We start from the raw sequence: 18196 nt of genomic DNA, 5'->3' as shown, positions 1-18196 counted from the left end.
TCTTCCCGGCACCGGACGCCTGGGTGTCCGGCAGCCTCCCCCACTCTTCCCCGGAACCCGATCAGTGGTCCAACAGAAGAATCCGATGGATTTCAGCGGCTAGGCTTCTCAATCATGGAACTGCGTCACCTCCAGCATTTCGTCGCGGTCGCCGAGGACCAGCACTTCACCCGAGCCGCCGAGCGTCTGATGGTGTCCCAGTCGGGCCTTTCGGCGTCGATCCGCTCCCTGGAGCGGGAACTGCGGGCGCCCCTCTTCGTGCGCACCACCCGCCGGGTGACGCTGACGGAGGCCGGGCGGGCCCTGCTGGTGGAGGCCGAGCGCATCCTCGCGCAGGTGCGCTCCGCGCACGAGGCGGTGGCGGCGGTGCAGGGGGTGCTGCGCGGCACGCTGGCGCTGGGCGCCGAGCAGTGCATCGCCGGGGTGCACGTGGCCGGGCTGCTGGCGGCGTTCCGACGGGAGCACCCGGACGTGGAGATCCGGCTGCGGCAGAGCGGTTCGGGGGCGCTGGCCGAGGGGGTGTCGGCGGGCCGGCTGGACCTGGCCTTCGCCTACCGGACACCGGCCGACGGCGACCAGCTGCGTTCGCTGCCGCTGGCCGGCGAGCCGATGACCGTGCTGTGCCACCCCGGGCACCGGCTCGCCGCGCTCGGCGCCGTGCCGGACCCGGCGGAGCTGGCCGGGGAGGTGTTCGTGGACTTCCACCCCGACTGGGGGCCGCGCCGGGCCACCGACGCCGCGTTCGCCGCGGCCGGGGTGCGCCGCACGGTCGCGCTGGAGGTCAACGACGTGCACAGCCTGCTGGACCTGGTGGACGAGAACCTCGGCATCGCGGTCGTCCCCCGGCACTTCCGGCACAAGCGGACCTCGCTCACGGCGGTCCCGCTGAAGGGGATGCCCGAGGCGGCGTACGAGACGGTGGTCCTGCTGCCGCCGGAGCGGGCCACCAGTCCGGGCGCCCGGGCGCTGATCGGGCTCCTCGGCACGCCGGACGCGCTGCCCCGCGAGCCGGGGTGAGGTCACGCCCTCGCGCCGGGCGCGGGGATGCGCGAGGGTGGGAACATGTACGCGAAGGAGATCCTCATCGAGGGCTACGACCGTATCCGGGAGGAGGTCCACGCCGTTCTCGCCGATCTCGGCCCGGACGATCTGGACCGCTCCCCCGCGCCCGGGGCGAACTCCATCGCCTGGCTGCTGTGGCATCTCAGCCGGGTGCAGGACGACCACGTCGCCGAAGCCTTCGGGCTCGACCAGGTGTGGCTGTCGCTGGACTGGGCCGAGCGTTTCGGCCTGGACCTGCCGCACCAGGACACCGGCTACGGTCACAGCGCCGAACAGGCCGCGCGGGTCCGGGTGCCCTCGACCGTCCTGCTGGCCGGGTACTACGACGCCGTGCACGACCAGACCCTCGGCGTGCTGCGCTCCCTGGCCGCCAAGGACCTGGAGCGGGTCGTGGACGAGCGCTGGGAGCCGCCGGTCACGCTGGGCGTGCGCCTGGTGAGCGTCCTGTCCGACGATCTCCAGCACGTCGGACAGGCCGCCTACGTCAAGGGACTGCTTCAGAGGGCCGCGGCGTAGCCCGGCAGGATGACGTCCTCGATGAGCGCGTTGCGCTCGTCGAACGGGATGAACGCGCTCTTGACCGCGTTCACGGTGACCGTGCGCAGGTCCGCCACGCTCCAGCCGGCCTGCTCGACCAGCAGCGCCATCTCGCGGGTCATGGTGGTGCCGGAGACCAGGCGGTTGTCGGTGTTGAGGGTGACCCGGAAGCCGAGGTCCTTCAGGGCGGTGATGGGGTGCTCGGCGATGGAGGTGGCGCAGCCGGTCTGGAGGTTGGAGGTCGGGCACATCTCCAGCGCGATCCGGCGGTCGCGGACCCAGCCGGCCAGGCGGCCGAGCTTGCCGTCCACGATGTCCTCGGTGATGCGGACGCCGTGGCCGAGCCGCTGGGCGCCGCAGACCTGGACGGCCTGGTGGATGCTGGGCAGGCCGTACGCCTCGCCCGCGTGGATGGTGAACGGCACGCTCTCGGCGCGCAGCCGCTCGAAGGCGGCCAGGTGGTCGGCGGGCGGGAAGCCGTCCTCGGCGCCCGCGATGTCGAAGCCCACCACCCCGGCGTCGCGGTAGGTGACGGCGAGTTCGGCGGCCTCGCCGACCCGGTCGAACATCCGCATGCCGCACAGCAGGGTGCCGACGCGTACCGGCGTCCCGGCGGCGGCCGCCTTGGCCATGCCGGTGGCGAGCCCCTCCTGCACGGTCTCCACGACCTCGGCGAGGGTGAGCCCGCCCCGGGTGTTCAGCTCGGGGGCGTAGCGCACCTCGGCGTAGACGACGCCGTCGGCGGCGAGGTCGAGGACGTACTCCTCGGCGACGCGCAGCAGGCCCTCGCGGTTCTGCATCACGGCGAGGGTGTGCTCGAAGGTGGCTATGTAGCGGACCAGGTCGCCGGAGTTCGCGGCCTCGACGTACCAGGCGGCCAGTTCTTCGGGGTCGGTGGTGGGCAGGGTGTGACCGACCGCGGCCGCGAGCTCGATGACGGTGGCGGGGCGCAGGCCGCCGTCGAGGTGGTCGTGCAGGACCGCCTTGGGCAGCCGGCGGAGGGTCTCGGTGTCGATGCGGGGCGCGGTCATGGCGTGCTTCCTCGGCGGATCGTGCGGATGGGGTTCAGGCGGGCCCGAGCGGGCGTTCGGGCGGCGTTCAGGCGGCGTTCATGCGGCGGGCTGGAGCAGGTCCCAGCGGTTGCCGTAGAGGTCCTGGAAGACGGCCACCGTGCCGTACGGCTCGTGGCGCGGGTCCTCCAGGAAGGTCACCCCGTGGGCGGTCATCCGGGCGTGGTCGCGGGCGAAGTCGTCGGTGTGCAGGAAGAAGCCGACGCGGCCGCCGGTCTGGTCGCCGATCCGGGCCCGCTGGGCGTCGCCCTTGGCGCGGGCGAGCAGCAGGCCGGTGCCGGCGCCCGCCCCGGTGCCGGGCTCCACGACGACCCAGCGCGAGCCGTCGGGGCGGGGCTCGTCCTCCGCCAGCCGGAATCCGAGGGCCTCGGTGTAGAAGCGGACCGCTTCGTCGTAGTCGTCGACGACGAGGGTGACCAGGGCAACGCGGCGCATCGGGGCCTTCCGGTGGGGGTGGTTAGCGGGAGAGGTTATACGTAAAACTACGGAGGCGCCAGTCATCTTCTCCGGGGGTTCGGGGGTAGGAAGTGACGCATGACGATCACCGACCATCCCCTCGTCGCCCGTGCCCGCCTGCTCGCCGCGGAGCTGCTGGAGCCCGAGGCGGAACGGGTGGACCAGGAGGGCGTGCCCGCGAGCCACATCGAGGCCGTGAAGCGGTCCGGGCTGCCCGGCATGACGGCACCCGCCGGGTACGGCGGCTCGGCGGCACCGCCCGCCGTGGTGCGGGAGGTGTCCGAGATCCTGGCGGGCGCCTGCGGCTCGACCTGGTTCGTCCAGTCGCAGCACCACACCCCGGTCCAGATCCTCGTCCGGGGCGAACCGGCCGCCCGTGAGCGCCTGCTGGGGCCCCTGGCGCGAGGCGAGCTGCTCTCCGGCGTGGCGTACGCCCAGCTCCGCGCCCACCCGAGGGCCCCGGTCCGGGCCCGCCGCGACGGCACGGGCTGGCGCTTCGACGGGACCGTCCCCTGGTACACCGGCTGGGGGCTGAACGACGTGCTGCTGCTGGCCGGCCTGACGGACGACGACGAGGCGGTGTTCGCCTTCGTGGACGCACGCGAGCGGCCGGGCCTCAGCGCCTCCGCTCCGCTGCGGCTGGCGGCGCTGACCGCGGCGCACACGGTCTCCCTGGAGCTGGACGGGCTGCGCGTGCCCGAGGAGGCCGTGGCCCTGCGCGTCCCGTACGCGGGCTGGGCCCCCACCGACCGGGCGAAGACCCTGAACACCAGCCCGGCGGTCTTCGGCGTGGCCTCTGCGGCGCTGTCACTGCTGGACGACGCGACGGCGGCCCCGCTGCGGGCGAGGCTGGCGGACGTCCGCGCCCGTGCCTACGCCCTGGCCGACCACCCGTCCCCCCTGGCCCGGACGGAGGAACGCCTGGCGGTGCGCGCGGAGGCCTACGCGGCACTGAACGCTGCCACCACGGCAGCGGTGGTGGCGGGCGGCGGCCGCTCGATGTCCGTGACCTCGAAGGCCCAACGCCTGGCCCGCGAGGGGATGTTCCTGCTGATCCAGGGCCAGACGGCCGAGACCCGCAGGGCACATCTGGAGGCGCTCGTCCGCTGAGGGCGGATCAGGACCGGCCCGGCGCCTAGTCGTCCGCGAGGCCCTCGACGACGACCAGGAAGGCGTCCGACTTCAGGTCCATGACGACCGTCGCGGGTTCGCCCTCGGCCCGGCGGGCGGCGGCGTACTCCTCCGCCGGCCAGGAGCCGCGCGGTGAACCTGCGGGAAAACGCTCCAGCACCTTCGCACTCATGGCTGCGGACACCTCCGGCGGACGCTACGGACGGGACGACAAGACCTGTACCTCACCGGCTGCCCGGCTATCACTCGCACATGCCGTTGTACGCCGTCCGGCACAACCGCATCCACGAACGGCGCCGGGCGGGAAGGGATCACTGGGAGCCCGTGGCGGACCACGGGTGATCGACGATGCGAGGAGCCGGAACACGATGAACGACGACGACTCCGGGGGCGGCCTGCGCTGCCTGGTGACCGGCGCCACCGGCTACATCGGGGGCAGGCTCGTACCGGAACTGCTCGCCGCCGGGCACCAGGTGCGCTGCCTGGCCCGCACCCCCCGCAAGCTGCGGGACCACCCGTGGGCCGGTGACGTGGAGGTGACCCAGGGCGACGTCACGGACGCCGGGTCGCTGGCGGAGGCGATGCGGGACGTCGACGTCGCCTACTACCTGGTGCACGCGCTGGGCAGCGGGGAGGACTTCGAGGAGACCGACCGCCGCGCGGCCCATGTCTTCGGTGAGCAGGCGAAGGCGGCCGGGGTCCGCCGGATCGTGTATCTCGGCGGGCTCACCCCGGCCGGGGTGCCGGAGCGGGAGCTGTCGCCGCACCTGCGCTCGCGCGCCGAGGTCGGGCACATCCTGATGGCGTCCGGGGTGCCCACCGCGGTGCTGCGCGCGGCGGTGATCATCGGCTCCGGTTCGGCCTCCTTCGAGATGCTGCGCTACCTCACCGAGCGGCTGCCGGTGATGGTGACCCCGAGCTGGGTGCACACCCGTATCCAGCCGATCGGTGTCCGGGACGTGCTGCGGCTGCTGGTGGGGTCCGCGCGGCTGCCGGAGGACGTGAACCGGACCTTCGACATCGGCGGCCCGGACATACTGACGTACCGGCAGATGATGCTCAGGTATGCCCAGCTCGCCCATCTGCCGCACCGGCTGATCCTGTCCGTGCCGATGCTCACGCCGGGGCTGTCCAGCCACTGGGTGGGCCTGGTGACCCCGGTGCCCGCGTCCATCGCCCGGCCGCTGACGGAGTCGCTGCGCTACGAGGTGGTGTGCCGCGAGCACGACATCCGGCGCTATCTGCCGGACCCGCCCGGGCATCCGTTCACCTTCGACGAGGCGGTCCGGCTGGCCCTGCGCCGGGTGCGGGAGGCGAAGGTGGTCACCCGCTGGTCCTCGGCGTCGGTGCCCGGCGCGCCCAGCGATCCGCTGCCGACCGACCCCGACTGGGCGGGCGGCAGCCTGTACACCGACGAGCGCGAGACGCTGGTGGACGCCCCGCTGGACCGGCTGTGGCGGGTGATCGAAGGGGTGGGCGGCATCAACGGCTGGTACTCCTTCCCGCTCGCCTGGAGCCTGCGCGGCTGGATGGACCGGGCGATGGGCGGGGTGGGCCTGCGCCGGGGCCGCCGGGACGCGGAGCGGCTGCGGGTGGGCGACTCGCTGGACTTCTGGCGGGTCGAGGAGATCGAGCCGGGCCGTCTGCTGCGGCTGCGGGCCGAGATGCGGCTGCCCGGCCTGGCCTGGCTGGAGATGTACGCCGAGCAGGACGGCGAAGGCCGCAGCCGCTACCGGCAACGGGCCCTGTTCCACCCGCGCGGGCTGCTCGGCCAGGCGTACTGGTGGTCGGTGTCGCCCTTCCACGCGATCGTGTTCGGGGGAATGGCCCGCAACATCGCGCGGGCCGCGGTGCAGGGGGGCGCTCCGCCGACGGGGAAGCGGCGTCCCGGAAAGCGGAGGCTGAAAACGCGGGCCGGGCGTTGACGGCCGCGTCCGTACGGCGTCCTCGCCCGGAAGAGTCCACCGTCCGCATCCCCTGCTCCGGAGCCGTTCGATGAACACCTCGGTCGTCCTGTTCACCTCCGACCTTCGCCTGCACGACCATCCGCCGCTGCGCGCGGCGCTCGACGGCGCCCGGGAGGTGGTGCCGCTGTTCGTGCGCGACGACGCCATCGAGGACGCGGGGTTCGCGGCGCCCAACCGGCTGGCGTTCCTCGCCGACTGCCTGCGCGACCTGGAAGCCGGGCTGCGCGAGCGCGGAGGCCGGCTCGTGGTGCGCTCGGGCGACCTGGTGACCGAGGTGTGCAAGGTGGTCGCCGAGGCGGACGCCGACGAGGTGCACCTGGCCGCCGACGCCAGCGGCTACGCCCACCGCCGCGAACACGCCCTGCGCCGCGCGCTGGAGGCGGACGGGCGCAGGCTGCACGTCCACGACACGGTGACCGGTGCCGTCGAGCCCGGCACGGTGACCCCGGCCGGCTCGGACCACTTCGCGGTGTTCACCCCGTACTTCCGCCGCTGGTCCGGGCAGTCGCTGCGGGAACCGCTGGCCGCGCCACGGAAGGTGAGCGTGCCGGAGGGGCTCGGCTCCGAGGAGATCCCCTCGCGTGAGGCGGTGACGGGCACCTCGCCGGGGCTCGCCGAGGGCGGGGAGGCCGAGGCGCGCCGGATGGTGGCGGCCTGGCTGCGCTCGGGGATCGACGCGTACGAGGACCGGCACGACGACCTGGCCGGGGACGGCACCTCGCGGCTCTCCCCGCATCTGCACTTCGGGACCGTCTCACCGGTGGAACTCGTGCACCGGTCGCGGATCGCGGGCGGCGCGGGCGCGGAGGCGTTCGTGCGGCAGGTGGCCTGGCGCGACTTCAACCGGCAGGTGCTGGCGGTGCGTCCGAAGGTGTCGCACGCCGACTACCGCACCAGGCGCGACCGTTGGCGTACCGGCAGCCGGGCCGAGGCGGACATCCAGGCGTGGAAGGAAGGCCGCACCGGCTATCCGATCGTGGACGCGGCGATGCGGCAGCTGCGGCACGAGGGCTGGATGCACAACCGGGGCAGGCTGCTGACGGCGAGCTTCCTGGCCAAGACGCTGTACGTGGACTGGCGGGTGGGCGCCCGGCACTTCCTGGACCTGCTGGTCGACGGGGACGTGGCCAACAACCAGCTCAACTGGCAGTGGACGGCGGGGACGGGCACCGACACCCGGCCCAACCGCGTGCTCAACCCGACCACCCAGGCCAAGCGGTACGACCCGGACGGCGAGTATGTGCGGCGCTGGGTCGAGGAGTTGGCGGACGTCGAGGGGCGGGCGGTGCACGAGCCGTGGAAGCTGAGCGGGTCCGAGCGGGCCGCGATCGGCGACTACCCGGACCCGATCGTCGACCTCAAGGACGGGCTGGAGCGCTTCAAGCACGCTCGCGGGCTGGAGTGAGGTCGCGGCCGGCTCCGGTGCCGTAGGCGGCGACGAGGGTGTCGACGGCGTCGGCCAGGCCGGTCGGGCGGAGCATGCCCCGGCAGGTGTGTCCCGCCCAGCCGGGTCCGCCGAGCATCATCAGCGGCTGGGCGCGGGCGCCGCGCACGCCCCATTCCATGGCCGCGAGGTGCCGGGCCAGCGGCAGGCTCGCGGTGCCGCGGGCCTGGGCCCACAGCACGACGGCGGCCGGGCCCAGGCGCCGTACGGCCGCCGCGAGCGCGTCGGCGGGGACGGCGCTGCCGAACATCCTTGTGGGGACGCCGTGCTGGACGAGCGCGGCGTTGAGGGCCTCCAGCGGGAGGGTGTGCTGCTCGTCGGGGGCGCAGGCGAGCAGGACGGGGCCGGCCACCGGGGTGCCGGACGGGCGCGGCCGGGGGGTGTGGCGGCGCAGGGCCGTGGAGACGTGCCAGGACAGCAGGTGCTCGACCTCGATGTAGCGGTCGCCCGAGGAGACCCACTTGCGGCCCACCGCGTGCAGGGCGGGCGCCATGACGTCCTGCCAGGCGACGGTGAGGCCGTACTCGCTGACGACCGCGTCGAGTTGCTCCTCGACGGCCGGTGCGTCGAGGCGGACGGCGGCCCGGGCCAGCCCCCGGCACTCCTGGCGCACGTCACCGAGCGGCAGCGCGCCGGGGGCACGTGAGCGGGTCGCGGGGGCGGGTGCGGGGAGTGCGGGCGGCCGCGTGGTGTCGCGGGCGGCGCGCGCCGCCTCGGCGGGCGGCACTCCGGAGGAGGTCAGACGGCACATCGCCTCCAGCACGGCCACGTCGTCCGGGGTCCAGCGGCGGTGTCTGCCGTCGGCGCGGGCGGCGGGGCCGAGCCCGTAGCGGCGGTCCCAGGAGCGCAGGGTGGTGGGCGAGACCCCGAGCCTGCGGGCCAGGGCGCCCGTGGTGAGCCCGGCGCCGGGTACGGGGTCCGTGCCGGTGTCCGCCGCTTCGTACTCCATACGTCGACTGTACGCCGGTAACGACGCAGAAACGATGCGAGTTGTCGCGGTCCGGTACGGCCTTCCACGATGACCAGGACGTCCCACCCGAGGAGCCAGGTCATGACCTCGTACCCGACACCGCCGCCCACCGAGCCGCCCGCGGCCGGGGACCCGTACGGCGACGAGGCGCTGGCGCGGGGGCTGGTCGCGGGGGACGAGGACAGTCTCGCGGCCGTCTACCGCCGCTGGTCGTCGCTGGTGTACGCGCTCGCCCGGCGCGCGCTCGGCAACGCCGGCGAGGCCGAGGACGTGACCCAGCAGGTGTTCCTCGGGGTCTGGCGGGGCCGTGCGGGCTACCGCCCCGAACGCGGGCCGCTGGGCGGCTGGATCGTCGGCATCACCCGGCGCAAGATCTTCGACGCGCTGGCGGCCCGGGCCCGGCGGGGCGAGCTGGTCGCGGCGGCGGCCGCGACGCTCTCCCGCTCCGCCCTCGGCGCCGATCCGGAGGCGGTGCTCGACCGGCTCCTGGTCCGGCGCGAGCTGGGACGGCTCCCGGCGGCCCAGCGCCAGGTGCTCTACCTGGCCTTCTACGAGGACCTCACCCAGCCCCAGATCGCCGCGCGCACGGGCTGGCCGCTGGGCACGGTCAAGAGCCACGCGCGCCGGGGTCTGCACCGGCTGCGGTGCGGGATCGAGCGGCCGGAGCCCGTGGAGGCGGGCGTCTGAGGCGGGGCGCGAAACCGGTGCGAGGAATTCCCGAACACCCCTACCCATACGGGAATAAAAGGAGCAGAATAGACGGATACGCGATATGCGGCACTCCACCGCTGGCCCACCGGACGCGGTCGAGTCCGCTCGGTGCGACGGAAGGAGGACCGCACGCAGCCCACGAACGACAACGAAGGACGCGAGGCCGGTCCGCCGGAGCGGACCGGCCTCCTCGCATGCCGGGGCGGCGCGTCCTTGCGCGGGGTCTTTGACACGGTTCGTGGCGCTTTCTAGCTTGAGCCGGACCACAGCGTTCCGTGACCTCTCGAGGCTGGAGTCCGCCCTGTCCGCTCGCCCCGCCCGCCGCCGTCTCGCCACGGCCGCCGCGCTCCTCGGTCTGATCGGCACCCTCACCACCACCGCCTGGGCGGGCCCGGAGAACCGCGCTCCCGCGTCCGGTCCGGCGCCCGGCGCGACCCCCGTCCCCGGCGGCGCGGGATCGGCGACACCGCTCACCTCCTTCGCCCTCCGGTCCACGGCCGAGGTGCGCGACGCGGCCGCCGCCGTCTCCTCCCCCGGCTATCCGACGCGCGGCTGGCACCACGCGGGACCCCGTTCCACGGTCCTGGCCGCGCTCCTGGCCGAGGGCCGCTACCCGGACCCGTTCCGCTCCACCAACCTGAGCGGAATCCCGAAGGCCGACTTCCAGGTGCCCTGGTGGTACCGCTCCGACTTCACGGTGGCGGACACCTCCCGGCGCACCCGCCTCGACTTCAGCGGGGTCGTGCCGGGTGCCGAGGTGTACGTGAACGGCCGGCGGGTGGCGACGCAGGCGCAGGTGAACGGCGCCTACACCCGTCATGAGCTGGACATCACGCCGCTGGTGCGGGCCGGCCGGAACACGGTCGCCTTCCGGGTGCGGCCCAACAACCCGAACCGGGACCTCAGCATGGGCTGGCTGGACTGGCTCCAGCCGCCCCCGGACCAGAACATGGGCCTGGTCCGCGACGTCCTCGTGCGGCGCGGCGGCCCGGTGGCGCTGGGCGACACGCACGTGGTGACCGAGCTGGCCGTGCCCTCGCTGGCCCGTGCCGACCTCACGGTGCGCACGCGGGTGCGCAACGACAGCGACCGGGCGGTCACCGCGCTGGTCACCGGCTCGGTGGCCGGGACGACCCTGACCCGCCGGGTGGAACTCGCCCCGCACCAGTCGCGCACGGTCGCCTTCTCCCCCGCCGACGTGCCCGCCCTGCGCCTGCGGAACCCGAGGGTGTGGTGGCCCGCGGGCATGGGCGGACAGCCGCTGTACGACCTGCGGCTCACCGCGTCCGTCGCCGGTGCCGTCTCCGACACCGCGCACCAGAGCTTCGGCGTCCGTGACGTCCAGGCCCCCCTGGACAAGGACGGCGCCCGCCAGTACCGGATCAACGGGCGGCCCCTGCAGATCCGGGGCGCCGGGTGGTCGCCCGACCAGTTCCTGCGCTGGGACCGCCGGTACGCGGAGGACCGGCTGCGCTACGTCCTCGACCTCGGGCTGAACACGGTCCGGCTGGAGGGGCACATCGAGCCGGACGAGTTCTTCGACCTGGCCGACCGGCTCGGCGTGCTCACGCTGCCGGGCTGGGAGTGCTGCGACAAGTGGGAGGGCCAGGTCAACGAGGACGGGTCCGGGGAGAAGTGGGACGACACCGACCACGCGGTGGCGAAGTCGTCCATGGCCGCGGAGGCGGCCCGGCTGCGCGGCCACCCGAGCGTCATCTCCTTCCTGATCGGCAGCGACGCCGCACCCGACGCCCGGATCGAGAAGAACTACCTGGACGCCCTCGCCGCCGCCGACTGGCGCGTCCCGGTGATCCCGGCCGCCTCCGACAACTCCTCACCCCTGCTCGGCCGTTCGGGCATGAAGATGTCCGGCCCCTACGACTGGGTACCGCCCGTCTACTGGTACGCCAAGCGCGAGGGCGGCGCCACCGGCTTCAACTCCGAGACCAGCGCGGGCCCGAGCATCCCCACGCTGGACACCCTGCGCCGGATGCTGACCCCCGCCGAGCTGGACACCCTGTGGAAGAACCCGGCGGCCCGGCAGTACCACCGCTCCCCCTCGGCGGTCTTCTCCACCCTCAAGCTCTACAACGACGCCCTCACCGGCCGCTACGGCACGCCTACCGGCCTCGCCGACTACGTGCGCAAGGCGCAGCTCGCCCAGTACGAGAACGTCCGCGCCGAGTTCGAGGCGTACCGGCGCAACGCCCACGACGCCGCCCGGCCCGCCACGGGGATCGTGCACTGGATGCTCAACAGCGGCTGGACCTCGCTGCACTGGCAGCTCTTCGACCGCCATCTCGACCAGAACGGCTCCTACTTCGGCGCCAAGAAGGCGGGCGAGCCGCTGCACGTCCAGTACTCCTACGACGACCGCTCGGTGGTCGTCGTCAACGACCGGCACACCCCCGCCGCCGGCCTCACGGCCCGGGCCACCCTGTTCGACCCGGACGGCACCCCGCGTCACGAGCGGACCGTGGCGGGGATGCGCGTGCCCGGCGACGGCGCGCACAGCACCGCGTTCACCCTGCCCCGGCAGGCCGGCGGCACCTCGGGCACCCATCTGCTGCGCCTGGTGCTGACCGGCCCGGACGGCAAGGAGGTCAGCCGGAACGTGTACTGGCTCTCCACCCGCCCCGACACGCTCGACTGGGCGCACACCGACTGGTTCCACACCCCGACGACCGGCTACGCCGACCTGAAGGGCCTCGCCTCCATGGCGCGGGTCCCGGTGGCGGCGACGGCGGCCACCTCCTCCTCCGGTGCCCTGTCCACCACGACGGTGACCCTGCGCCGCTCCGGCGGCGGGCGGACGCCCTCCCTGCTGACGGACGCGCATCTGGTCGACGGGCGGGGCCGGCCGGTGCTTCCGGTGCGCTGGTCGGACAACCAGGTCGGGCTGTGGCCCGGGGAGTCGGTGACGCTCACCGCCACCTACCGCACGGCGGACCTGCGCGGCTCGGCGCCGCACGTGCGGATCTCCGGCTGGAACACCCCCGAGCGCACGGTCCCCGCCTCCTGACACACGCCGTCCGGCAGCGTCGGCCGCCGCCTTCCCGGGCACCCTTACGAACGGGGGTCCCCAGGGGGCGGCGCCGGGTGGACTGGCGCCGTCCGCAGCGGGCACATGCCACTGCAGCAGGGGCCGAGACCACTAGGGGTGGACATGGAGATATCAGGGATCATCAGCGCCATCGTCATCGGCATCGTGATCGGCGTGCTGGGGCGGCTGGTCGTACCGGGACGCCAGCACATCGGCGTACTGGTCACCATCCTCGTCGGCATCCTGGCCGCCCTGCTGGGCTCGGCCATCGCGGCCGGCCTGGGGGTCGCGGACACCGACGGGCCGGACTGGATCGAGTGGCTGATCCAGATCGCCCTGGCCGCGGTGGGCATCGCCGCCCTGGACCGGACGCGGGGGCGCCGTCACTGACCCTCGGGTCTGCCGTCACCGACCCTCGGGTCGCACCTCGTAGAGATACGGCGTCGTGGTGGTCAGGGCGTGCAGTCCGAGGCGTTCCAGGACGGGCCGGCTCATGGCCGAGGCGTCCACCTGGACATGACGGCAGCCGTGGGCGGCGGCGACACGGACGCGGTGGGCGACCAGGGCCCGGTACAGGCCCCGGCCGCGCCACCGCTCCACGGTGCCGCCGCCCCACAGTCCGGCGAAGTCACCGCCCGGCACCAGTTCCAGCCGGGCGGAGGCCACCGGCTCGTCCCCGGCCAGCGCGACCAGGGCGAGGACCGTGCCGGGGGCGTCCGCGAGGCGGGCCAGCAGGTGGGCGCGCAGGGCGGTGCCGTCGGTGCCGAAGACCCTCTCGTGCACGTCCACCACCAGATCGATCCCCGCCGCGTCGTCGGCCCGGACCACGCGGACGCCGTCCGGGAGGCGTTCCTCCAGCGGCAGCTCCGCGATCTCGCCGATCATCAGCGTCTCCGGCTCATCGGCCCGGAATCCCGCGGCGGTGAGCCGCCCGGCCAGGTCCGCCGGACCGTCGTGGCCGTAGAGCTTCCACTCGAAGTCCCGTCCCAGCTCCGTGAAGCGGGCGATCTGATCCTGAATGGCGCGGTCGGCCCCGGCCGCGTCGAGGCCGGACCAGACGACGCCGTTCCAGCCCCGCTCGCCCGCCACCTGGCGCACCACGGCACCGGCCCGCTCGATCAGGGCGCCGGGCGCGTCGGGGCGGGCGTTGCGCCGCATCCGCAGGTCGTAGCGGGCGAGTACCGCGGTGGGGTCCATGCGGGCCACTCCAGCATCCGTGCCACGGCGGGGCAACGGGATTTCGCCGAACGGGCCGCCGGATCAGCCGAGTTCGAGCGTGCTGATGCCGAACACCCGCTCGGCCGCGTGCTCGCGGACCGGTCCGGTGTACATGCGGGCGGTCTCGAAGGACGGGGTGAGCCCGGCGGCGAGGGCCATCTCGACGCCGTCCTTGTTCGGCTCGGGCACGTCGATGGCGATCCGCAGGCCGGTGTGGTCGGCGGTGAGCGCGGCGAACAGGGCGCGCGCGTCGTCGGCGGTGTCGGCGAAGAGGGGGCCGATGCGCAGGCAGTCGGCGCCGGGGCGGATCACCCCGTACCCGGTGAGGCGGTCGCCGTCGTGGCGGACGTAGGCGTGGTGGCCCGGCGCGGTGAGCCACTCGGCGAGGAAGCGGGGGCGGTCGGCGGGGGTACAGGCGCTGTCGTAGCGCGTGATCGCGTCGAGGTCGCCCGGCTGGGCGTGGCGTACCCCGGTGACGGGCTCGGCGGCCGGGGCGGGGCCGGTGTAGCGGGCGGTGCGGTGGGCGAGTTCGAATCCCGAGCGGCGGTAGTTGTCCTGCTGGTCCACGACGCCGTCCAGGCCGACGACGCGCTCCCCGGCGTGGGCGAGGGCGGTCTTCCAGGTGGTGAGGCCGTACCCGTGGCCGCGCAGGTCGGGGCGGACGAGGTAGCAGCCGAGGAAGGCGTAGTCCGTGCCGTAGTTGACGACGGAGATCGCGGACACCGGCTCGCCGTCGATGCGGCCGAGGAAGAAGCCCTCGGGGTCCTGGGCGAAGAAGGCGGGGCCGTCGGAGAGTCCCGGGTTCCAGCCCTCGGCCGCCGCCCAGCCGCTGATCACCGGCCAGTCGTCCAGGGTGGCCCGGGTGACGGTGAATTCCTGGGGGGCCGGTGACGTCATCGATGCGCTCCGTTTCCGTGGGGTCGAAGGACGCGGCCGGGCCGCCGTGGGCACGGTCGCACGCGCCGCATCCTTCCCGATCGGACGGCTCCGCGTCACGCCGGAGCCGCGGCGCCGGGGTCCGTACCGGGCGCAGCCACGACAAAGGCCCCACCGGGTGGTTCCAGGTCCGGTGGGGCCGTGCGGTGGAGCGGGATCAGCGCAGGCCGCTGGGGCGGAAACGCCGGTAGAGGGCCGAGCCCGCGACGATGAAGGCCGCGCTTCCGGCCAGCGCCGGGGCGGCGTAGTCCGCACCGGTGTGCGCGAGGCTGGGCCCGGACGGCGCCGCGGGGGTGTGCGGGACCGTCTTCGGCGGGGCCGGAGGCGTCTGAGAGGCCGGGGGCTGCTCCCTGGGCGGCGCCACCGGCGGCGCGGTCGGCGTGTCGGGAGCGTTCTCGCAGTTGTTGCCGAAGGCCGGGTTGAGCGCGCCGACGACGTCCGCGCTGTTGCCGCAGGCGTTCACCGGGAGGTCGACCGGCAACTGGATGCCGTTGCCGGAAAGCACGCCGGGCGATCCCTGGGTGACGCTGTTCGCCGTGGCGCCGCGGCCGGTGGCGCCGGGGACGGCGTCACGGGTGGAGTTCCCGCTGTGCCCCGAGGCGCCGCTGTTCCCGGTGGCACCGTGGTGCCCGGAGCCGCCGTTGTGCCCGGAGCCGCCTCTGGCGCCGGTACCCGCGCCGGTGGCGGAGCCGGTGTTCGCGCAGGAGTTGCCGAAGGCCGGGTTGAGGAGACCCACCACGTCGACGCTGTTGCCGCACGCGTTCACCGGCACGCTCACCGGCGCCTGGACGGTGTTGCCGGAGAGCACGCCGGGCGAGCCGACCGCGGCGCCGTCGGCGCTGGCACCACCGGCCGCGAAAGCGGCGGACACCGGCATGGCCATGGCCATCGCACCGGAGGCGGCGGCGACGCCGATCACACCGTTTCGGGTAGCCCGTTTCATAGGTTCCCTGCCTTCCCAGGAGTCGTCGCGGGCAGTCACCCGCACCACATAGAACGCGGCCGGACCACTCGGGTTATGGCCTCGGCGGCTTTCACCCGTTCGGGGGGCACGATCGTTCGAACCGCACGTCAAGGCATCGCCACGCGGACCACGCGGATAGGTGGAGCGTTCACCCGGGCGGAGGCTCCCGCCCCCGCCGGACGGAGCCGGGGACACCGCCCGTACGGCCGGGAGGCGACCCGCGCGGGGCCCGCTTATGGTGAGGACGGCGCCGCCCCCGTTCGGGGCGCGGGCGCCGTGGGAGGCGATCGATGCCGGCCGAGGTCAAGCAGTCCAGACGGTCCGCCGTACGGCGCGGCGCGGGTGCGGGCGTGCTCGCCCTGGCGCTGCTCGGCGCGAGCCTGCCGGCGGCCGTGGCCGCGGCGCCCGCGGCCGCTGCGGCGGACCCGGCCGACCGGCCCGGAATGGCCCGCTTCTACGACCAGAGGATCGCCTGGGGTGCCTGCACAGGGCCGGACATGCCCAAGGACCTGCAGTGCGGCAAGGTCACGGTGCCGCTGGACTACGCGCATCCCGGCGCGGGCACCCTCGATCTGGCGCTGGCCCGCTACCGGACGACCGGTTCCTCCCACCGCGCGGTGCTGCTGAACTTCGGCGGCCCCGGCGCGTCCGGCGTGTCCCAGCTCGCCGCCGGGGGCAAGGCGTTCATGGACCTGACCAACGGCTCCGACGTGGTCGCCTTCGACCCGCGCGGGGTGGGCCGCTCCTCCCCCGTGAGCTGCGGCGCGGGCGAGGAACCCCCGTCGGACTCGGCGGGCTCGGACGCGAGCGCCGACATAGGACGCCCGCAGCAGCTCATGACCTTGCTCCGGCAGGCCGCCGAGCTGTGCGCCAGGTACTCCGGGCCGGTGCTCAAGCACATAGGCACCGTGAACGCGGCCCGCGACATGGACGTCATACGCCAGGCCCTCGGGCAGAAGAAGCTGGACTATCTCGGCTTCTCGTACGGCACCCGGCTCGGCGCGGTGTACGCGGCGCAGTTCCCGGGCAAGGTCGGCCGGATGGCGCTGGACGGCGTGGACACGCTGACCGAACCGCTGTCCGAGCAAGGGGTGGCCGGCGCCCAGGGGCAGCAGACGGCGCTGGAGGGCTTCCTGGACTGGTGCACGACGGACGTGGCCTGCCCGTTCGGCCAGGACCGGCGGTCTGCGGAGGAGCAGGTGGTGCGGCTCGTACGCTCCCTGGACGAGAACCCGGTGCCCACGGACTTCGGCGGCACGTTCTCCGGCCAGGACCTGGTGGGCGCCATCGGGCAGGGCCTGTACAGCAAGGAGCTGTGGCCGTCCCTGGAGCGGGCGCTCGGTGCCCTGGTGGAGGACGGTGACGCGCGCCGGGTGCTCAGCTTCTCCACCGGCGGCTTCGGGCTGCCCGTCCGCGCGAACGGCTCCGGCCGCAGCACCGGCCTGACCGACCCGCAGCGGGTGCCCGTGGACAATCTGACGGCCGCGCTGATGGCGATCAACTGCGCGGACGACCCGGACCGCCCCAGCGCCGCCCGGGTGACCCGGGATCTCACCGAGCTGCGCGCCGCCTACGAGGCCGCGTCGCCGGTGTTCGGCCGCTACCGGCTGACCCAGCTGCTGATGTGCTACGGCCGCCCCAAGGGCACCGACTACATACGGGACGCGGTCAAGGACGTACCGTCCGCGCCGATCCTGCTGGTCGGTACGCGCGGCGACCCGGCTACCCCGTACCGCTGGGCGGAGGAGACGGCGCGGCGGCTGGGTCCCTCGGCCGTGGTGCTCGACAACAAGGGTGACGGGCACACGGGTTACACCTCGTCCAGATGTGTGCATCGCAAGGTCGACGACTTCCTGATGTACGGCTCGCTGCCGCCGGACCGCAGCTCGTGCCCGGCGGACGGGAAGGCGTGGAGTTCCACCATGTCGCGCGGCTCCTGACGGGCGCGGCGGTGCCGCAACTCCCGGGGCCATGACCGGCGTGCGACCGGGTAGGCGCGGCTCCGGCCGGCCGACCGAACCCGATCGTGACAGGGGGAGTCCTCCATGCGTATCCGTACCGTCCACACCGTTCCCGTCCTCGCCGCCTCCGCCGCCCTGCTGCTGGCCGCGCAGCCGGGCCAGGCCGCCGCGGCGCAGGACGCGCCCGCCCGGTGCGCCGCGAAGGCGCTGACCGTCCGCGCGAAGGCCGTGCCGGGCGAGACCACCGTGGTCCGCTTCTCGGTGACCAACCGCGGCGCGCGCGCCTGTGCCGTCGACCGGGTGCCGACCGTCACCTTCGGGGACCTGGACGGGGCCGCGCTGCCGACCCCCGAGGGCGGCCGGGGCACCTACCGGCTGGCGGCCGGGAAGACGGCCTACGGGGCGGTGCGCACCATCGGCGACCCGGCCGACCCGGAGGCGCGGCGGGCCGGGTCCATCAGCGTGGGGGCCTCCGCGTCCCAGTGGGGCTCGACGTTCTCCGCCGCGAAGCTCGGCACCGGCCGGTACGTCCGGGTGTGGGAGCCGGTGACGACGTGGTGGCAGCCGACGCGCGCGAAGGCGGACAGGGCCATCGGTCTCGGCTGACGGACCGGCCCCGGTCGCGGACCTCGCTGACGAGGGGAACATCCGATCACCGAACACCTGGCCGAGCGTCGCGCCGCACGCCACGCGCGTGGTCCAAGTTCCGTATCGGGACTAAGACTT

The 18196-nt window shown here is 74.2% G+C and carries 17 protein-coding genes; 10 read left to right on the top strand and 7 right to left on the bottom strand.

Annotated elements, in window-relative coordinates; genetic code table 11:
- The first annotated feature begins 114 nt into the window (after window positions 1-114).
- Window positions 115-1017 carry a LysR substrate-binding domain-containing protein gene (locus tag ABZ898_RS18105; RefSeq protein ID WP_361659256.1) on the top strand — a complete coding sequence of 301 codons (903 nt, stop codon included), beginning with the start codon at window positions 115-117 and terminating at the stop codon, window positions 1015-1017.
- A gap of 45 nt (window positions 1018-1062) precedes the next feature.
- Window positions 1063-1578, top strand: a complete 516-nt coding sequence (locus ABZ898_RS18100; protein WP_361659253.1) for a DinB family protein — start codon at window positions 1063-1065, stop codon at window positions 1576-1578.
- Here ABZ898_RS18100 and ABZ898_RS18095 read toward each other — a convergent pair.
- Window positions 1560-2630, bottom strand: a complete 1071-nt coding sequence (locus ABZ898_RS18095) for an adenosine deaminase (RefSeq protein ID WP_361659250.1) — start codon at window positions 2628-2630, stop codon at window positions 1560-1562. The genes ABZ898_RS18100 and ABZ898_RS18095 overlap by 19 nt on opposite strands.
- A 78-nt stretch (window positions 2631-2708) precedes the next feature.
- Window positions 2709-3104 carry a VOC family protein gene (locus tag ABZ898_RS18090; RefSeq protein WP_361659248.1) on the bottom strand — a complete coding sequence of 132 codons (396 nt, stop codon included), beginning with the start codon at window positions 3102-3104 and terminating at the stop codon, window positions 2709-2711.
- Between the two features lie 99 nt (window positions 3105-3203).
- On the opposite strand from ABZ898_RS18090, the gene ABZ898_RS18085 reads away from it, so the two are divergent.
- A complete protein-coding gene (locus tag ABZ898_RS18085) occupies window positions 3204-4235 on the top strand; it encodes an acyl-CoA dehydrogenase family protein (RefSeq protein WP_361659245.1) in 1032 nt (343 codons plus the stop codon).
- Window positions 4236-4260: 25 nt separating this feature from the next.
- Here the strand turns inward: ABZ898_RS18085 and ABZ898_RS18080 are convergent, their stop codons facing one another.
- The gene (locus ABZ898_RS18080; RefSeq protein ID WP_202495896.1) at window positions 4261-4428 is read right to left on the bottom strand and encodes a hypothetical protein; all 168 of its coding nucleotides are present in this window, start codon (window positions 4426-4428) and stop codon (window positions 4261-4263) included.
- A 196-nt stretch (window positions 4429-4624) separates the two neighbouring features.
- Between ABZ898_RS18080 and ABZ898_RS18075 the strand changes: the two genes are divergently transcribed.
- Window positions 4625-6181 (top strand): SDR family oxidoreductase, encoded by a 1557-nt coding sequence (locus ABZ898_RS18075; RefSeq protein ID WP_361659242.1) that lies wholly within the window; start codon window positions 4625-4627, stop codon window positions 6179-6181.
- Window positions 6182-6251: 70 nt separating this feature from the next.
- Window positions 6252-7628: a deoxyribodipyrimidine photo-lyase gene (locus ABZ898_RS18070; protein WP_361659239.1), complete on the top strand. Its 1377-nt coding sequence runs from the start codon at window positions 6252-6254 to the stop codon at window positions 7626-7628.
- On the opposite strand, the gene ABZ898_RS18065 is transcribed toward ABZ898_RS18070, so the two are convergent.
- Window positions 7603-8616 (bottom strand): MerR family transcriptional regulator, encoded by a 1014-nt coding sequence (locus ABZ898_RS18065; protein ID WP_361659236.1) that lies wholly within the window; start codon window positions 8614-8616, stop codon window positions 7603-7605. The genes ABZ898_RS18070 and ABZ898_RS18065 overlap by 26 nt on opposite strands.
- A gap of 102 nt (window positions 8617-8718) precedes the next feature.
- On the opposite strand from ABZ898_RS18065, the gene ABZ898_RS18060 reads away from it, so the two are divergent.
- The 3 genes from ABZ898_RS18060 (at window position 8719) to ABZ898_RS18050 (ending at window position 12781) form a co-directional block, all read left to right on the top strand.
- On the top strand, window positions 8719-9324 hold the full coding sequence (locus ABZ898_RS18060) for a sigma-70 family RNA polymerase sigma factor (RefSeq protein WP_361659234.1): 606 nt from the start codon (window positions 8719-8721) through the stop codon (window positions 9322-9324).
- A 325-nt stretch (window positions 9325-9649) separates the two neighbouring features.
- Window positions 9650-12370: a sugar-binding domain-containing protein gene (locus ABZ898_RS18055; RefSeq protein ID WP_361659539.1), complete on the top strand. Its 2721-nt coding sequence runs from the start codon at window positions 9650-9652 to the stop codon at window positions 12368-12370.
- Between the two features lie 144 nt (window positions 12371-12514).
- The gene (locus ABZ898_RS18050; RefSeq protein ID WP_361659232.1) at window positions 12515-12781 is read left to right on the top strand and encodes a GlsB/YeaQ/YmgE family stress response membrane protein; all 267 of its coding nucleotides are present in this window, start codon (window positions 12515-12517) and stop codon (window positions 12779-12781) included.
- 15 nt (window positions 12782-12796) lie between these two features.
- On the opposite strand, the gene ABZ898_RS18045 is transcribed toward ABZ898_RS18050, so the two are convergent.
- From ABZ898_RS18045 to ABZ898_RS18035, 3 genes are all read right to left on the bottom strand, one after another.
- A complete protein-coding gene (locus ABZ898_RS18045) occupies window positions 12797-13588 on the bottom strand; it encodes a GNAT family N-acetyltransferase (RefSeq protein WP_361659229.1) in 792 nt (263 codons plus the stop codon).
- Window positions 13589-13651: 63 nt separating this feature from the next.
- A complete protein-coding gene (locus ABZ898_RS18040; RefSeq protein ID WP_361659226.1) occupies window positions 13652-14506 on the bottom strand; it encodes a GNAT family N-acetyltransferase in 855 nt (284 codons plus the stop codon).
- Between the two features lie 196 nt (window positions 14507-14702).
- Window positions 14703-15464 (bottom strand): chaplin, encoded by a 762-nt coding sequence (locus tag ABZ898_RS18035; RefSeq protein WP_361659223.1) that lies wholly within the window; start codon window positions 15462-15464, stop codon window positions 14703-14705.
- A 335-nt stretch (window positions 15465-15799) separates the two neighbouring features.
- On the opposite strand from ABZ898_RS18035, the gene ABZ898_RS18030 reads away from it, so the two are divergent.
- Both ABZ898_RS18030 and ABZ898_RS18025 read left to right on the top strand, forming a co-directional pair.
- Window positions 15800-17449, top strand: coding sequence for an alpha/beta hydrolase (locus ABZ898_RS18030; protein WP_361659220.1), 1650 nt, complete (start codon window positions 15800-15802; stop codon window positions 17447-17449).
- A 105-nt stretch (window positions 17450-17554) separates the two neighbouring features.
- Window positions 17555-18076, top strand: a complete 522-nt coding sequence (locus tag ABZ898_RS18025) for a DUF4232 domain-containing protein (protein WP_361659218.1) — start codon at window positions 17555-17557, stop codon at window positions 18074-18076.
- Window positions 18077-18196 lie beyond the last annotated feature (120 nt).

This window comes from Streptomyces sp. NPDC046860 (assembly GCF_040645115.1).
Taxonomy (GTDB): Bacteria; Actinomycetota; Actinomycetes; order Streptomycetales; family Streptomycetaceae; genus Streptomyces.
Note: the sequence above shows the minus strand (reverse complement) of the source record. Positions and strands in the feature narration are given on the sequence as shown.

Excerpts from the sequence above, each read along its gene's own strand:
- ABZ898_RS18080 (WP_202495896.1), bottom strand. The coding sequence starts at position 4,428 with ATGAGTGCGAAGGTGCTGGAGCGTTTTCCCGCAGGTTCACCGCGCGGC.
- ABZ898_RS18045 (WP_361659229.1), bottom strand. The coding sequence starts at position 13,588 with ATGGACCCCACCGCGGTACTCGCCCGCTACGACCTGCGGATGCGGCGC.
- ABZ898_RS18030 (WP_361659220.1), top strand. The coding sequence starts at position 15,800 with ATGCCGGCCGAGGTCAAGCAGTCCAGACGGTCCGCCGTACGGCGCGGC.
- ABZ898_RS18075 (WP_361659242.1), top strand. The coding sequence starts at position 4,625 with ATGAACGACGACGACTCCGGGGGCGGCCTGCGCTGCCTGGTGACCGGC.
- ABZ898_RS18090 (WP_361659248.1), bottom strand. The coding sequence starts at position 3,104 with ATGCGCCGCGTTGCCCTGGTCACCCTCGTCGTCGACGACTACGACGAA.
- ABZ898_RS18105 (WP_361659256.1), top strand. The coding sequence starts at position 115 with ATGGAACTGCGTCACCTCCAGCATTTCGTCGCGGTCGCCGAGGACCAG.
- ABZ898_RS18095 (WP_361659250.1), bottom strand. The coding sequence starts at position 2,630 with ATGACCGCGCCCCGCATCGACACCGAGACCCTCCGCCGGCTGCCCAAG.
- ABZ898_RS18100 (WP_361659253.1), top strand. The coding sequence starts at position 1,063 with ATGTACGCGAAGGAGATCCTCATCGAGGGCTACGACCGTATCCGGGAG.
- ABZ898_RS18065 (WP_361659236.1), bottom strand. The coding sequence starts at position 8,616 with ATGGAGTACGAAGCGGCGGACACCGGCACGGACCCCGTACCCGGCGCC.
- ABZ898_RS18050 (WP_361659232.1), top strand. The coding sequence starts at position 12,515 with ATGGAGATATCAGGGATCATCAGCGCCATCGTCATCGGCATCGTGATC.
- ABZ898_RS18070 (WP_361659239.1), top strand. The coding sequence starts at position 6,252 with ATGAACACCTCGGTCGTCCTGTTCACCTCCGACCTTCGCCTGCACGAC.
- ABZ898_RS18025 (WP_361659218.1), top strand. The coding sequence starts at position 17,555 with ATGCGTATCCGTACCGTCCACACCGTTCCCGTCCTCGCCGCCTCCGCC.
- ABZ898_RS18040 (WP_361659226.1), bottom strand. The coding sequence starts at position 14,506 with ATGACGTCACCGGCCCCCCAGGAATTCACCGTCACCCGGGCCACCCTG.
- ABZ898_RS18085 (WP_361659245.1), top strand. The coding sequence starts at position 3,204 with ATGACGATCACCGACCATCCCCTCGTCGCCCGTGCCCGCCTGCTCGCC.
- ABZ898_RS18060 (WP_361659234.1), top strand. The coding sequence starts at position 8,719 with ATGACCTCGTACCCGACACCGCCGCCCACCGAGCCGCCCGCGGCCGGG.